The organism is Mesorhizobium sp. M7A.F.Ce.TU.012.03.2.1 (assembly GCF_004006095.1).
In the GTDB taxonomy this organism is placed as follows: domain Bacteria; phylum Pseudomonadota; class Alphaproteobacteria; order Rhizobiales; family Rhizobiaceae; genus Mesorhizobium.
Genome location: NZ_CP034779.1, coordinates 551,204 through 565,031, shown reverse-complemented (window position 1 = coordinate 565,031; position 13,828 = coordinate 551,204). Strand labels below are relative to the sequence as shown.

Below are 13,828 nucleotides of genomic sequence, written 5' to 3'. Positions count from 1 at the left end.
GAAAAGCCGGTCGCACGCCCGGCGCCTTTCATCTCCCCCGTCGAGCGGGGGAGAGGTGGTCTGCGAAGCGGGCCGGAGTGGGGGTCGACAGTACCAAGAGGCATCGTCATGACCGCCTCCGACGCCCGCCCTCTCTCCCGTCGCGACTGGCTGCTCAGCGAGCGGCCGGCCTCGCGCATGCAGGCAAGGCTCGGTCGCGCCTATGTGGCGTGGCGGCGCTTTTCCGCCAACCGTCTGGCCTTTCTCGGCCTGCTCATCATCGTTGCCCTGCTGGTCGTTGCCGCCCTTGCCGGCGTGCTGGCACCTTATTCTCCGACGTTCGGCGACCTGAAGAACGCGCGCCTGCTGGCGCCGAGCGCCGAGCACTGGTTCGGCACCGATGATCTCGGCCGCGATATCCTGTCGCGCATCCTCTACGGCTCGCGCTGGACCCTTTATGTGGTCATCCTGGTCGCCATCATCGCGGCACCGATCGGCCTTCTGGTCGGCACGGTGGCCGGCTATGCCGGCGGCTGGACCGATGCCATCCTGATGCGCATCACGGACATCTTCCTCGCCTTTCCCAAGCTGATCCTGGCGCTGGCCTTTGTCGCAGCACTTGGCCCCGGCATCGAGAATGCGGTGCTGGCCATCGCCATCACCTCATGGCCGCCCTACGCCCGCATCGCGCGGGCAGAGACGCTGACGGTGCGCAATTCCGATTACATCAAGGCGGTGCAGCTGATGGGCGCCTCGCCCTTCCGCATCGTGCTGCGCCATATCATGCCGCTTTGCATTTCGTCCCTGATCGTCAGGGTGACGCTCGACATGGCCGGCATCATCCTGACCGCCGCCGGGCTCGGTTTCCTCGGCCTCGGCGCGCAACCGCCGCTGCCCGAATGGGGCACGATGATCGCGTCGGGTCGCCGCTTCGTGCTCGACCAGTGGTGGGTGGCCGGTGCGCCGGGCTTCGCCATCCTCATCGTCAGCCTCGGCTTCAACCTGCTCGGCGACGGCCTGCGCGACGCGCTCGATCCTCGCAGTGGTGACCAATGAGCAGGGAAACGAAGACGCTTCTCGACGTCGACGACCTGCGCGTCACCTTCCCGACCCGCACCGGTCTAATCGAGGCGGTGCGCGGCGTTTCCTTTTCGCTCGGCCGCGAACGGCTCGGCATCGTCGGCGAGTCGGGCTCGGGAAAATCGCAAACCGGCCGCGCCATCATGGGGCTGACGCCGCCGCAGGCCTGGATATCGGCCAACAAGCTCGCCTTCGACGGCATCGACCTGCTCAGCGTCTCGGCGCGCGAACGTCGGAAGCTGCGCGGCAAACGCATCGCCATGATCCTGCAGGACCCGAAATATTCGCTCGACCCTGTCATGAGCATCGGCCGCCAGATCGTCGAGACCCTGCGCACCCATGAAAAGGTCGGCAAGGCCGAGGCACGCGACCGCGCATTGGCCATGCTGGAGGCGGTGCAGATCCGTGATCCCTCTCGCGTCTTCAACCTGCATCCGCATGAAGTTTCGGGCGGCATGGGCCAGCGCGCCATGATCGCCATGATGCTGATCGCCGGTCCGGAAATGATGATCGCCGACGAGCCGACCTCGGCGCTCGACGTCACCGTGCAGCTTGATGTGCTCGGCATTCTCGACCGGCTGGTCAGTGAGCGCGGCATGGGGCTGATCTTCATCTCGCACGATCTGCGCCTGGTCTCGTCCTTCTGCGACCGCGTCATCGTCATGTATGCCGGCAAGGTGGTAGAGCAGCTCAAGGCGTCCGAACTCGGCCATGCCCAGCATCCCTACACGCGCGGCTTGCTCAATTGCATGCCCAAGATCGGCGCCGACCGCCACCCGCTGCCGGTGCTCGACCGCAAGCCGGAGTGGGCGGTATGACTTCCGCGATTGCCGTCGACAGGCTGGAAGTGATCTTCGACCGTTTTCGCGCACTGAAGGGCGTCAGCCTCGACGTGCAGCCGGGCGAATCCTTCGGCCTGGTCGGTGAATCCGGCTCTGGCAAATCGACGCTGCTGCGGGCCATCGCCGGCCTTGCACCGGTCGCTTCGGGCGGCATCGCCGTCAACGGCAAGACGCTCGGCGCACGCCGCGACAAGGCCTTCTACCGCGAAGTGCAGATGGTCTTCCAGGATCCGTACGGCTCGCTGCACCCGCGCCAGACCGTCGACCGTCTGCTGCAGGAGCCGCTTGCCATCCATGGGTTTGCCGACGGCGAAAAGCGCATCCAGCGGGCGCTCGACGAGGTCGGCCTCGGCAACGGTTTTCGGTTCCGCTATTCGCACCAGCTCTCCGGCGGCCAGCGCCAGCGCGTGGCGATTGCGCGTGCACTCATTCTCGAACCGTCGATCCTGCTGCTCGACGAGCCGACCTCGGCGCTCGATGCCTCGGTGCAGGCGGAAGTGCTCAACCTGTTGGAAGAGGTACGCAAGCGGCGCAAGCTGACCTTCCTGATGGTCAGCCACGACCTCGCCATCATCACCCATATGTGCGAGCGGCTGATGGTGATGCAAAGCGGCGAGGCGGTGGAGAATCTGGCGGCGGCTGAACTTGTCGAACGCCGCGTGACCAAGGATTATACGCGCAATCTTTTGCGGGCCAGCGATGGGTTTGTGAGAACCGCCTGAATTCGTTTTCTCTTTTGCGCCGAACAACCATCTTGGGGACTGCCCGTGGAGGAATGGAAATTTGCGGATCCGCCCAATCTCGCGGTGTTGTCGGACAAGAGCCTATTTAAACGTGGCGACTGGATCGCATACGTTGTGCATGAAGATGACGACGACGACAGCTACAACGACGAAGGTGGCAGTTGGCAATTCTACAGTAGCGACATTCGAGATTGGGATGAACGCGAGATAATGCTCGTAGGCCTGCAAGAGGTGGTTCAACTGGATGAAACCATCCTGGAGTTGGCCGATTTGCCGAAACGTTGGCGTGCTTGGCGCGCCTCGAAATCGTTGCCATGGCGGCGCGCCAAGTCACGCCCCGTACCCTCCAACGACAACGAGTGACCCGCCAAAGCCTTAAGTCTGGGCTTGCACCGGTTCGCCGCTCTCCACGGGTGGCTCTTCCTGGGCTTTCGGCTCCTTGATCCTGAACCACGTCACATAAAGCGCCGGCAGGAACAGCAGCGTAATCGCCGTGCCGGCAATGATGCCGCCCATCATGGCATAGGCCATCGGCCCCCAGAACACTTCACGTGCGATCGGGATCAGCGCCAGGCTGGCGGCGGCGGCCGTCAGCGCGATCGGCCGCATGCGGTGTTCCGTCGCTTCGATGACAGCGGCCCAGCGGTCCTTGCCTTCCCGGACGAGATCCTCGATCTGCACGATCAGGATGACCGAATTGCGGATCAGGATGCCGATCAGCGCCAGCACGCCGAGGATGGCGACGAAGCCGAGCGGTGCTCCGCTCGGCACCAGGGCCGCCACCACGCCGATCAGGCCGAGCGGCGCCACGGCCACCACCAGGAACAGGCGCTGGAAACTCTGCAACTGCACCATCAGGATCGTCGCCATGACGAACAGCATCAACGGCACGACGGCGGCGATTGGTCCCTGGCTTTTGGCACTCTCCTCGACCGAGCCGGCGGTGGCGATCGAATAGCCCGGCGGCAGCTTGGCGGTGAAGGCATCGACCGACGGCTTCAACTCGTTGACGACGGTGGCCGGCAGCACGTCGCCGACCAGTCCGGCGCGCACGGTGATGGTCGGGATGCGGTCGCGTCGCCACACCGTTGGCTGCTCCAGATCGTAGCGGAAGTTGGCGACGGCCGCGAGCGGGATCGCCTCGCCGGTACTGGTCGGCAGCTGCATGTTCTGCAAGGTTTCGATCGAGCCGCGTTCGGACCCACGCGAGCGCGCCACGACATTGATCAGATAGGTGGCGTCGCGCACCTGCGTGATGGTGGCGCCGCCGACCGTACTGTTCAGCGCGCTGGCGATGTCGGAGGAGGTGATACCGAGCTGGCGTGCCTTGTCCTGCAGCACGTCGACCCTCAGCACACGCTGCGGCTCGTTCCAGTCGAAGGTCGGCGCTGCTAGCTTTGGATTGGCGGAGATGACACCGGCGAATTGCTGCGCCAGTTCGCGCACCGTCTGGATGTCGGGACCGCCGACGCGATATTGCACCGGGCGGCCGACCGGCGGTCCGAGTTCGAGCGGCTTGACGAAGGCGTCGGTGCCGACGAACTCCTCGCGTAGCAGTTTTTCAAGCGCCGGCTTGACCCGGTTGCGGGCCGCGATGCTTTTGGTGACGATGACGGTCTGGCCGAAATAGGGGTTGGCCGGCTGCACGTCATAGGCGAGCACGAAACGCACCGCGCCCTGGCCGATATAGGACGAAAAATGGTCGATGTCGGGATTGCCGACCAGCGCCCGCTGCTCGAACCGCTCCATCTGGTCGCGCGTATCGGCGATCGAGGCATTCTGCGGCAGGTTCCAGTCGACGATCAGCTCCGGCCGGTCCGATGGCGGAAAGAACTGCTGCTGCACCAGCCCGAAGCCGGCGATCGAGCCGGCAAACAAAAGCACGGTGACGATGATGGTCAGCCAGTGATGGCGCACCGAGCCGACAAGCACGCGCCGGAAAAGCGAGGTGAAGCGGCCAGGCTGGTCGTGATGCTTGGCTTTCATTGTCGCCGGCAGGATGGTGACGCCGAGCAGTGGCGCAAACAGCACCGCAACGATCCATGACACCAGCAGCGAAACGGCGATGACCACGAACAGGGTGAAGGTATATTCGCCGGCGGCGCTGTTGTTGAGGCCGATCGGGATGAAGCCGGCGACCGTCACCAGCGTACCGGTCAGCATCGGAAAGGCGGTCGATGTGTAGACATAGGTCGCCGCCTTGCGCAGATTGTCGCCGACCTCCAGCCGCGCCACCATCATCTCGACCGCGATCATCGCGTCGTCGACCAGAAGCCCGAGCGAGATGATCAGCGCCCCCAGGGAAATACGCTGCAGCGAAATGCCGAGATAAGCCATGACCGTGAAGGTGATGGCCAGCACCAGCGGGATCGACAGCGCCACGACGAAGCCGGCGCGCATGCCGAGGCTGATGAACGACACGGCGAGCACGATGGCGACCGCCTCGAACAGCGCGCGCGTAAAGCCCGAGACGGCCTCCTCGACGATGACCGGCTGGTCGGCCACCAGATGCACGCCGACACCGACCGGCAGGTCGGCCAGCACCTTGTCCATCTCCTTGTGCAGCGCCTCGCCGAATTCGAGCAGGTTGGCGTTGGGTTTCATGCCGATGGCGAGCCCGATCGCGTCCTGGCCGTTGAAGCGGAATAGCGCCGTAGGCGGATCGACATAGCCGCGCGTGATCGTCGCCACGTCGCTGAGGCGGAAGAAACGGTCATCGACCCGCAGATTGATGGCGCGCAGGCTGTCTTCGGAGGTGAACTGCCCGCCGACACGCACGCTGATGCGCTCCGGCCCGGACTGGATGACGCCGGACGGCGTGATCGCGTTCTGCGCCTGCAGGCTCGCCACGATCGCTTGCTGGTTGAGGCCGAGGGCGGCGATCTGGCGGGTCGAGAATTCGAGATAGATCGCCTCGTCCTGGGCGCCGACGAGGTCGACCTTGCCGGCGTTGGGCACGGTCAGGATTTTTGTTCTGGCGTCCTCGACATAGTCGCGCAACTGGCGCGGCGTCAGCCCGTCCGATGTGAAGGCGTAGATGTTGCCATAGACGTCGCCGAAGCGGTCGTTGAAGAAGGGTCCCTGCACCCCCTGCGGAAACTGCGCCGCGATGTCGTTGACCATGTTGCGCACCTGAATCCAGTTCGGCACGACATCGCGTGCCTTGGTGGTGTCCTTCAGGTTGACGAAGATGACGGTCTGGCCGGCCGTGGTGACGGACTTGGTGTAGTCGAGGCTGTCGAGTTCCTCGAGTTTCTTCTCGATACGGTCGGTCACCTGCTGCACGGTTTCCCTGACCGAGGCGCCCGGCCAGTTGGCCTGGATGATCATCGTCTTGATGGTGAAATTGGGGTCTTCTTCACGGCCGAGATTGAGGTAGGAGAACACGCCAGCCACGACGAAGACAAGCATGAAATACCAGACCATGGAGCGGTGGTTGAGCGCCCAGTCGGAGAGATTGAAGCCTTTCATGAGGCCCCTCCCTCGGGCACTGTCACCTTCTGGCCTTCGCTCAGGCTGTGGACGCCCGCCGTGACAACACGCATGCCGGCCTCCAGCCCCTCGGCCACCGTGAAGGTGCCGCCATTCTTCGACGCGACCTTTATGTCGCGTGCGTTCACGCTGGATGTCTGCGGGTCGACGATCCACACTTTCGCGGCACCATTCTTTTCGAACAGCGCCGACATGGGCAGTTCTATCGTCGGTGCCACCTTGGTCACGCGGGTCGCCGTCACCGTCGAGCCGAGCCGGAAGGCCTGTGGCGGATCCGTGAGCGTCAGCTTGACGCGCCGCGTGCGGGTCGAGCCTTCGGATTGCGGTGCGATCTCGCGCAGCTTGGCCCCGGTCTGGATCGTCGGCAGCGACTGCAGGATCACCTGGAAGGGCGTGCCGGCCTCAAGATCACCGGTCAATTGATCGGGAATGTCGACCACCGCCTCGCGCAGGTCCGAACGCGCCACGGTGACGACGGTCTGGCCGGGCGAGACCGTCTGGCCAACTTCGGCGCCGACCGCGGTGACGACACCGTCGAAATCAGAGAACAGCCTGGCATAGCCGAGCTGTTCCTGCGATTTGGCAAGCGAAGCCTTGGCCCGCTCGACACCTGCCTCCGCAGCTTTGCGCGCCTGCTGCGCGGCATCGAAGACAGCTTGCGTGGCGTTGGCCGAGGCGAGCAACTGGCGCTGCCGTTCCTCGCTGGCGGCGGCGTTGGCGAGCTGCGCCTCGGCATTGGACAGTTCCGCCTTGGCCGCCTGGAGGCCCAACTCCAGTGCGGTCGGATCCAGTGCCGCTATCGTCGTGCCCTTGCTGACGATGTCGCCGACCTGGACGTCGCGCGAGACGACCCGGCCAAGCAGGCGGAAGGCCAGGTCGGCGCTGACCTGCGGTTCGACGGATCCGACAAAACCGAAGATTTGCGTGGTGCGCGGCTCGATCACCATCGACAGCACCGGTCGGACGATCTCGGGCGGCTTTTCCTCCGACTTGGAGCAGGATGCCAGCGCGCCGAGCATGAGCACGCCGAGCAGGATGCGTGGCGTCCGGCTCATTGGCCCGCTCCCGATATCTCGATCGTCTGTCCAGGGCTGAGCAGCTGTCCTCCAGCGGTGACGACGCTCTGGCCCGCGTCCAGCCCCTTGGCGATCACGACCGTGCCCGAATTGAACGCCAGCACTTCGACCAGCGCCATCGTCACTGCCTTGGTCGAGGGATCGACGATCCAGACCGCCGGCTTGCCGCCGCTGGACGTCAGCGCCTGCCAAGGCAGCAGGATCGCCTTCGCCGGCTTGGCGCTTACCGTGCCGATGACGGCTGCCCCAAGCGGCATGCCGGCGGGCGTGTCGGGAATGGCGATTTTGACCCGGATCGAGCCCGAAGCCGGGTCGACCGCAGGCGAGATTTCGCGGACCTTGCCCGTCGCCCTGACCTGCGGATCGGACAACAGCGTGATCGTCACCGCAGGCGACGCCGGTGTCTTGGCGATCAGCGTCTCCTGCACGTTGAACACGGCGTCGCGGTCACCGTCCTCGGCGACGGTGAAGACGGTTTGCGCGGCTTGCACCACTTGGCCGGTTTCGACTTGGCGGGCGGTGATCACGCCGGCGGCGCCGGCCTTGAGCTCGGTGAAGGACAGGTTTTGCTGGGCGTTGGAGAAAGCGCTCTGCGCGGCATCGACGCTGCCTTGTGCCACCTTCAGGGCGTGGTCCGCGGCGTCATAATCGCGCCTGGTGGTAAAACCTTGGGCGAGCAGCGTCTTCTGCCGTTCGAAGGCGGCGGCGGACTGGGTCAATTGCGCCTGCGCCGCGTCGAGATCGGCCTGCGCCGAGCGCAAATCGGATTCCTGCTCCTGCGGATCGATCCGGGCGAGCACCGTGCCTTGATCGACATGCTGGCCGACATCGACAAACCGTTCGGCGACGCGACCGCCGACCCGGAACGACAGATTGTTCAGCGTACGCGCCGCGATCACCCCGGTCAGTGAGGTCCTTGGCGCATAGTCGGCCATCGCCACCGTTTCGGTGCGCACCATGATCTGCAGTTTCTTGTCCACCGCTTCCTGCTTCTGGCAGCCGACCAAAAGCAGCGCAGCCGTGCAGGCGAAAAGCGCCGGGGCGGCTGGAAAAGACAAAAGACCGGGAGCTGGGACCGATGGCTGCGAGACGGGCGAAGTCACGTTCCTGCTCATGGGCTCCCCCGGCCGCGGGCCGCCCGCTGATCGCGATGCCTCGTGGACATCCAGAGGATAGTCGATCCCCGAGAAAAGGAAACCGGTCTCGTACGTGTATCGCCTGACTGGTTAAGCGCCGGATCTGCCCACCGCAGGCCCAATCGCCTGCCGGTGGTGCCGACTTGAGGAAAACGTGAAATAAGGTCAGAAGACGTCTCAACGGCATCAAACAGGACGGGCGCCGGCCCGGTGAGGGATACGATGAAGAATTCAGCCATTTCCGAACGCAAGAACCAATCGATTTCCCGCGGCGTCGGCATGACCACGCAGATCTATGCCGACCGGGCTGAAAATTCGGAAATCTGGGATGTCGAGGGACGTCGCTATATCGATTTCTCGTCGGGCATCGCCGTGGTCAACACCGGGCATCGCCATCCCAGGGTGATCGAGGCGGTCAAGGCACAGCTCGACCGCTTCACCCACACCTGCCACCAGGTGGTGCCCTATGAGAGCTATGTGCGCCTGGCCGAACGGCTGAACGGCATGCTGCCCGGCAAGTTCGAGAAGAAGACGATCTTCGTCACCACCGGGGCCGAGGCGGTAGAGAACGCCATCAAGATCGCCCGCAATGCCACCGGCCGTCAGGCGGTCATCGCCTTCGCCGGCGGCTTCCATGGCCGCACCTTCATGGGCATGGCGCTGACCGGCAAGGTCGTGCCCTACAAGGTCGGCTTCGGCGCCATGCCGGGCGACGTCTATCATGCGCCGTTCCCGGTGCCGCTGCACGGTGTCTCGGTCGCCGACTCGCTGGCCGCGCTCGACCGGCTGTTCAAGGCCGATGTCGATCCGGCCCGCGTCGCAGCCATCATCATCGAGCCGGTTCAGGGCGAAGGCGGTTTCTACGACGCGCCGCGTGACTTCCTGGTTGCGCTGCGCAAGCTTTGCGACCAGCACGGCATGCTGCTGATCGCCGACGAAGTGCAGACCGGCTTTGCCCGCACCGGCAAGATGTTTGCGATGGATCACCATGAGGTGGCCGCAGACATGACCACCATGGCCAAGAGCCTGGCCGGCGGTTTCCCGCTGGCCGCGGTCACCGGCCGCGCCGAAATCATGGATGCGCCCGGCCCCGGCGGGCTCGGCGGCACCTATGGCGGCAGCCCGATCGGTGTTGCCGCCGCGCACGCCGTGCTCGACGTGATCGAGGACGAAAACCTGTGCGACCGCGCCAACACGCTGGGCGCAAGGCTGAAGCAGCGGCTGCAGTCGATCCGTGACGACGTGCCCGAGATCGTCGACATCAGAGGCCTCGGCTTCATGAATGCGGTCGAGTTCAACGACGTCAAGAAGGGCCTGCCGTCGGCTGAGATCGCCAATGCGATCCGGTTGAAGGCGCTCGACAAGGGCCTGATCCTGCTGACCTGCGGTGTCTACGGCAACGTCATCCGCTTCCTGGCGCCGATCACCATCCAGGACGAAGTCATGAACGAAGCACTCGACATCCTGGAAAGCTCGATCCGCGAAGTCTGCGCCGCCTGAACTTCTACCTCCCCCTTGTGGGGAGGTCGGGCCGAAGGTCCGGGTGGGGGCTTGGCGCCCACCCCCACCCCGCTGCTTCGCAGCGACCCTCCCCACAAGGGGGAGGGTAAGCGGGGGGCTAGCCCGCAGCCCTTGCAGGCTCATCCTGCTGGAATGCGGCCAGCGCCGCCTTCAGACCGTCAGGTCCCTCAGCAACCAGCTGCGGCGTCGGCGAGAAGCCAGCGCCGAGCATCTTGCGGCCAAGCATGTGGTCGCCGGGACGGTTGACCGATTCGATACCGAGCAGCCGGTCGCCGGCATAGTGGTAGATCGAGAACTTGTTGTCGGGCAGATCTCCCAGCACGACATGGCTGTCGCCGCCGGCGGTCAGGCCGACCATTTGCAATTTCATGTCGCCGATGTCGGACCAGAACCATGGCACCGCCGAATAGGCGTCGGGGTGGCCCGATATCGTGCGCGCGGCAAGCCGCGCCTGGTCGGTGGCATTCTGCACCGATTCCAGCCGCACGTCGCCGCCGGTGAGCCAGTGACGGTAAGAGGCAGCATCGCCAATAGCGAGAATCTCCGGCATCGATGTGCGCATTTGATGATCGACGCGAATGCCGTTGGCGATGCTGAGGCCGGCCGCCTGCGCCAGTTCTAAATTGGGCACGGCACCAACGCCGACGATGAGCATGCGCGCCGGCAGCCTTTCGCCTGATGAGGTGATGGCGGCCGTGACATGACCGTTTTCGCCATCGAGCCTGGCGATCGAGGTGCCGGTGAGGATGCGCACGCCTGTCGCCTCCAGCCGTTGCCGGACGTGGCTCGCCACGACCGGCGCCACGGCGCGGCCGAGCAGCCGGTCCACCGCCTCGACCACTGTCACCGTGCGACCGGCGGCCCTCAACGTGGCTGCGATCTCCAACCCGATGAAACCGCCGCCGAGGATGACGACTTCGTCGCTTTGCGCGCTGAGGTCGCGGATCAGCCGCGCATCGGCCAGCGAGCGCAGCGACAGCACACCGGACAGGTCGGCACCGGGCAGCGGCAGCGTGCGCGGGCGCGAGCCTGTCGCCAGGATCAGATGGTCAAAGGCCAGCGCACCACCGCCGGCAATATCCAAACTGCGGCGTCCGGCATCGATCCGATCGATCCTGACGCCAGGCCGGTAATCGATGGCGCTGCCGGTGTAAAAGGCCTCGCCGCGCAAGGGTTGCGGCTTGGCCTCGGCATCCTTGATGAAAGTCTTCGACAGCGGCGGCTTGTGATAGGGAAGTTCGTCCTCATCCCCAACGAGGATCACCGGCCCGTCATAGCCGTCTTCGCGCAGACTGGCGGCCGCTTGCACGCCCGCATGACCCGCGCCGACAATGACCACACCGTTCTTCATCGCATCCAATCCTGATTCTACCCTAGGATGTTTCGCCAGATGGCAATTGTCTGGCACCGCTGCAAGCGAGCTTTTGCGGGTCGCATCCGGGATGGCGGCTGTCAATCGCACAGTTCAGCGGCAAGACCGGTGCAGGAAAATGCATAAAGTTGAGAGTCGTAGTTTAGAATAATTCTAAACTGTTGTTTCAATTGACTTTTCCTGCGGATTGTCATTGACATCCGACGATGTCGCAGCTTTATGGAGGCTCGCGCGTCAGCGCATCCCTTTAATGTCTGGGCCTTGAACCCTTTCGATTGGAGGCATTTTGGTGTCTTTCTTCCGCGAACCGCGCGATGGCGCGGCATCTCTTGCGCCCAATGGCCCACAGATGGCCTGGCGCCGGTTGTTGCGCGCGCCGTTTACAGAATTTCCGAGAAACTGGAGAGTGATTATGACAGCACGATATGGCAGCAGGCTTGCGGCGATCGGCGCCACTGCCCTGCTGACGGCGGCGGTATTCGTGTTGCCGGCAAAGGCGGAAACCGATGCAAAGGCGGTCATCAAGACCTATTCCGACATCGCACTCGCCAAATACGAGGATTCGCTGACCACCGCGCAGGCGCTCGACAAGGCGGTCGACGCGCTGCTCGCCGCGCCATCGGTGGAAACCCTCAACGCTGCCCGTGACGCCTGGAAGGCATCGCGCGTTCCCTACCAGCAGACCGAGGTCTACCGCTTCGGCAACAAGAGCGTCGACGACTGGGAAGGCAAGGTGAACTCCTGGCCGCTGGATGAAGGCTTGATCGACTACGTTGCCAAGAGCTACGGCACCGAATCGGACGCGAACGCGCTCTACACGGCCAATGTGATCGCCAACAAGGAGATCGAGATCAACGGCAAGAAGGTCGATGCATCGAAGCTTTCGCCGGAGTTCCTCTCCGGCACACTGCAGGGAGCCGGCGGCATCGAGGCCAATGTCGCCACCGGCTACCACGCCATCGAATTCCTGCTCTGGGGCCAGGACCTGCATGGCACCGGCCCGGGTGCCGGCGAGCGCCCCTATACCGACTACGACCTCAAGAACTGCACCGGCGGCAATTGCGATCGCCGCGCCGAGTATCTGAAATCGGCCAGCGACCTTCTGGTTTCGGATATTCAGGAGATGGTCGGCAACTGGAAGGAAGACGGCGCCGCCCGCAAGGCTCTCGTCGATGGCGAGCCGAACACGGCGATCTCGACCATCTTCACCGGCATGGGCTCGCTGTCCTACGGCGAACTGGCCGGCGAGCGCATGAAGCTCGGCCTGCTGCTGCATGATCCGGAAGAGGAGCACGATTGCTTCTCCGACAACACCTACAATTCGCATCTCTACGACGCCATCGGCATTCGCGCGGCCTATCGTGCGAGCTACACGCGTCTCGACGGCACCGTCGTTTCGGGTCCCTCGGTGGCCGATATGGTGAAGGCGGCCGATCCGGCGATCGACAAGGAACTGTCTGACAAGCTCGATCTCACCGTCGCCAAGATGGAGGCGATCAAGGCGCGTGCACTGGCCGGCGAGGCCTATGACCAGCAGATCGCCGAGGGCAACGTTGAGGGCAACGCCACCGTGCAGGCGGCGATCGATGCGCTGGTCGATCAGACCAAGTCGATTGAGCGCGCCGTCGGCTCCCTGAAGCTCAGCACCATCGCCTTCGAAGGGTCCGACAGCCTCGACGCGCCGGACAAGGTGTTCAATTAAGGGCCGAAAGACAGGAGACTGATCCGGAGCCGGACAACCGGCTCTGGAACGGCCTCCGCTAGAAAATCAAGCCACACGGCGCGGGAGACGCCGTCAGCCAGCCGAGCAAGCCAATGCTGATTTGTCATTGCAATATCATCACCGAGAAGGAGATCGAGCAGACGATCGTCGCGCTGCTGGACCAGGATCCCTGGCAGCTGATCGTGCCGGCGAAGATCTATCATGCCATGCAAAAGCGCGGTCGCTGTTGCGGCTGCTTCCCAAATGTGGTGGAAACGATCATTCGGGTCACCGAAAATTACCACGCCCGCTCGGAGGCGAGCGGCGTGGATGTCGTTTCACACCTGGATCGCGTCAGAGGCCTGCGCGTCCAATACGGGAGCAGAATTCATGAAAGGCGATCCGCAGATCATCGAGCGGCTTAACGAGGCTCTTTTTCTGGAGCTTGGGGCCGTCAATCAGTACTGGGTGCATTTCCGTCTGCTTGAGGACTGGGGATACGCCAAGCTGGCAAAGAAGGAGCGGGCGGAATCGATCGAGGAGATGCACCATGCCGACAAGCTCGTCGCCCGTATCATCTTCCTCGAAGGCCATCCGAACCTGCAGTCCGTGGCGCCACTGCGCATCGGGCAGAACGTCAAGGAAGTGCTCGAATCCGATCTTGCCGGCGAATATGACGCACGTACCGCCTACAAGCGGTCGCGCGAAATCTGCAACGACGCCGGCGACTACGTCACGATGAAGCTGTTCGAGGAATTGCTCGCCGACGAGGAGGGTCACATCGACTTTCTCGAGACGCAGCTCGACCTGCTTGCCTCGATCGGCGAGGAAAAATACGGCCAGCTCAACGCCGCATCGGCGGACGAGGCGGAGTAAGGGCATGCG

Annotated in this window: 12 protein-coding genes; 8 read left to right on the top strand and 4 right to left on the bottom strand. The window is 64.0% G+C overall.

From position 1 onward, the window contains the following. The first annotated feature begins 108 nt into the window (after positions 1-108). Genes nikC through EJ079_RS02660 form a run of 4 tightly spaced genes read left to right on the top strand, consistent with a single transcriptional unit; the run spans position 109 to position 3,007 of the window. Positions 109-1,035: a nickel transporter permease gene (gene nikC / locus EJ079_RS02675; RefSeq protein WP_127326259.1), complete on the top strand. Its 927-nt coding sequence runs from the start codon at positions 109-111 to the stop codon at positions 1,033-1,035. After that, positions 1,032-1,877 (top strand): ABC transporter ATP-binding protein, encoded by an 846-nt coding sequence (locus EJ079_RS02670; protein ID WP_127807977.1) that lies wholly within the window; start codon positions 1,032-1,034, stop codon positions 1,875-1,877. Before nikC ends, EJ079_RS02670 begins: the two co-directional genes overlap by 4 nt. Continuing rightward, the gene (locus tag EJ079_RS02665) at positions 1,874-2,623 is read left to right on the top strand and encodes an ABC transporter ATP-binding protein (RefSeq protein WP_027161778.1); all 750 of its coding nucleotides are present in this window, start codon (positions 1,874-1,876) and stop codon (positions 2,621-2,623) included. Before EJ079_RS02670 ends, EJ079_RS02665 begins: the two co-directional genes overlap by 4 nt. A gap of 45 nt (positions 2,624-2,668) precedes the next feature. Then, complete coding sequence (locus EJ079_RS02660) at positions 2,669-3,007, top strand: hypothetical protein (RefSeq protein WP_127807976.1); 339 nt, start codon at positions 2,669-2,671, stop codon at positions 3,005-3,007. Positions 3,008-3,019: 12 nt separating this feature from the next. On the opposite strand, the gene EJ079_RS02655 is transcribed toward EJ079_RS02660, so the two are convergent. Genes EJ079_RS02655 through EJ079_RS02645 form a run of 3 tightly spaced genes read right to left on the bottom strand, consistent with a single transcriptional unit; the run spans position 3,020 to position 8,327 of the window. Further along, on the bottom strand, positions 3,020-6,115 hold the full coding sequence (locus EJ079_RS02655) for an efflux RND transporter permease subunit (RefSeq protein WP_127807975.1): 3,096 nt from the start codon (positions 6,113-6,115) through the stop codon (positions 3,020-3,022). Next, complete coding sequence (locus EJ079_RS02650) at positions 6,112-7,191, bottom strand: efflux RND transporter periplasmic adaptor subunit (protein ID WP_127807974.1); 1,080 nt, start codon at positions 7,189-7,191, stop codon at positions 6,112-6,114. Before EJ079_RS02650 ends, EJ079_RS02655 begins: the two co-directional genes overlap by 4 nt. After that, complete coding sequence (locus tag EJ079_RS02645) at positions 7,188-8,327, bottom strand: efflux RND transporter periplasmic adaptor subunit (RefSeq protein ID WP_127807973.1); 1,140 nt, start codon at positions 8,325-8,327, stop codon at positions 7,188-7,190. Before EJ079_RS02645 ends, EJ079_RS02650 begins: the two co-directional genes overlap by 4 nt. Before the next feature lie 243 nt (positions 8,328-8,570). Between EJ079_RS02645 and EJ079_RS02640 the strand changes: the two genes are divergently transcribed. After that, positions 8,571-9,848 carry a 4-aminobutyrate--2-oxoglutarate transaminase gene (locus tag EJ079_RS02640; RefSeq protein WP_127807972.1) on the top strand — a complete coding sequence of 426 codons (1,278 nt, stop codon included), beginning with the start codon at positions 8,571-8,573 and terminating at the stop codon, positions 9,846-9,848. A 118-nt stretch (positions 9,849-9,966) separates the two neighbouring features. Here the strand turns inward: EJ079_RS02640 and EJ079_RS02635 are convergent, their stop codons facing one another. Beyond that, positions 9,967-11,220, bottom strand: coding sequence for an FAD-dependent oxidoreductase (locus EJ079_RS02635; RefSeq protein ID WP_127807971.1), 1,254 nt, complete (start codon positions 11,218-11,220; stop codon positions 9,967-9,969). Between the two features lie 433 nt (positions 11,221-11,653). Between EJ079_RS02635 and EJ079_RS02630 the strand changes: the two genes are divergently transcribed. The 3 genes from EJ079_RS02630 (at position 11,654) to bfr (ending at position 13,819) form a co-directional block, all read left to right on the top strand. After that, positions 11,654-12,943, top strand: coding sequence for an imelysin family protein (locus tag EJ079_RS02630; protein ID WP_127807970.1), 1,290 nt, complete (start codon positions 11,654-11,656; stop codon positions 12,941-12,943). 113 nt (positions 12,944-13,056) lie between these two features. Beyond that, positions 13,057-13,368: a (2Fe-2S)-binding protein gene (locus EJ079_RS02625; RefSeq protein WP_127395538.1), complete on the top strand. Its 312-nt coding sequence runs from the start codon at positions 13,057-13,059 to the stop codon at positions 13,366-13,368. Beyond that, positions 13,334-13,819, top strand: coding sequence for a bacterioferritin (bfr, locus tag EJ079_RS02620; protein ID WP_013527914.1), 486 nt, complete (start codon positions 13,334-13,336; stop codon positions 13,817-13,819). The genes EJ079_RS02625 and bfr overlap by 35 nt, the downstream gene beginning before the upstream one ends. The last annotated feature ends 9 nt before the right edge of the window (positions 13,820-13,828 follow it).

Coding starts and splice junctions, on each gene's coding strand:
- EJ079_RS02665 (WP_027161778.1), top strand. CDS start 1,874: ATGACTTCCGCGATTGCCGTCGACAGGCTGGAAGTGATCTTCGACCGT.
- EJ079_RS02625 (WP_127395538.1), top strand. CDS start 13,057: ATGCTGATTTGTCATTGCAATATCATCACCGAGAAGGAGATCGAGCAG.
- EJ079_RS02635 (WP_127807971.1), bottom strand. CDS start 11,220: ATGAAGAACGGTGTGGTCATTGTCGGCGCGGGTCATGCGGGCGTGCAA.
- EJ079_RS02655 (WP_127807975.1), bottom strand. CDS start 6,115: ATGAAAGGCTTCAATCTCTCCGACTGGGCGCTCAACCACCGCTCCATG.
- bfr (WP_013527914.1), top strand. CDS start 13,334: ATGAAAGGCGATCCGCAGATCATCGAGCGGCTTAACGAGGCTCTTTTT.
- nikC (WP_127326259.1), top strand. CDS start 109: ATGACCGCCTCCGACGCCCGCCCTCTCTCCCGTCGCGACTGGCTGCTC.
- EJ079_RS02650 (WP_127807974.1), bottom strand. CDS start 7,191: ATGAGCCGGACGCCACGCATCCTGCTCGGCGTGCTCATGCTCGGCGCG.
- EJ079_RS02640 (WP_127807972.1), top strand. CDS start 8,571: ATGAAGAATTCAGCCATTTCCGAACGCAAGAACCAATCGATTTCCCGC.
- EJ079_RS02645 (WP_127807973.1), bottom strand. CDS start 8,327: ATGAGCAGGAACGTGACTTCGCCCGTCTCGCAGCCATCGGTCCCAGCT.
- EJ079_RS02630 (WP_127807970.1), top strand. CDS start 11,654: ATGACAGCACGATATGGCAGCAGGCTTGCGGCGATCGGCGCCACTGCC.
- EJ079_RS02670 (WP_127807977.1), top strand. CDS start 1,032: ATGAGCAGGGAAACGAAGACGCTTCTCGACGTCGACGACCTGCGCGTC.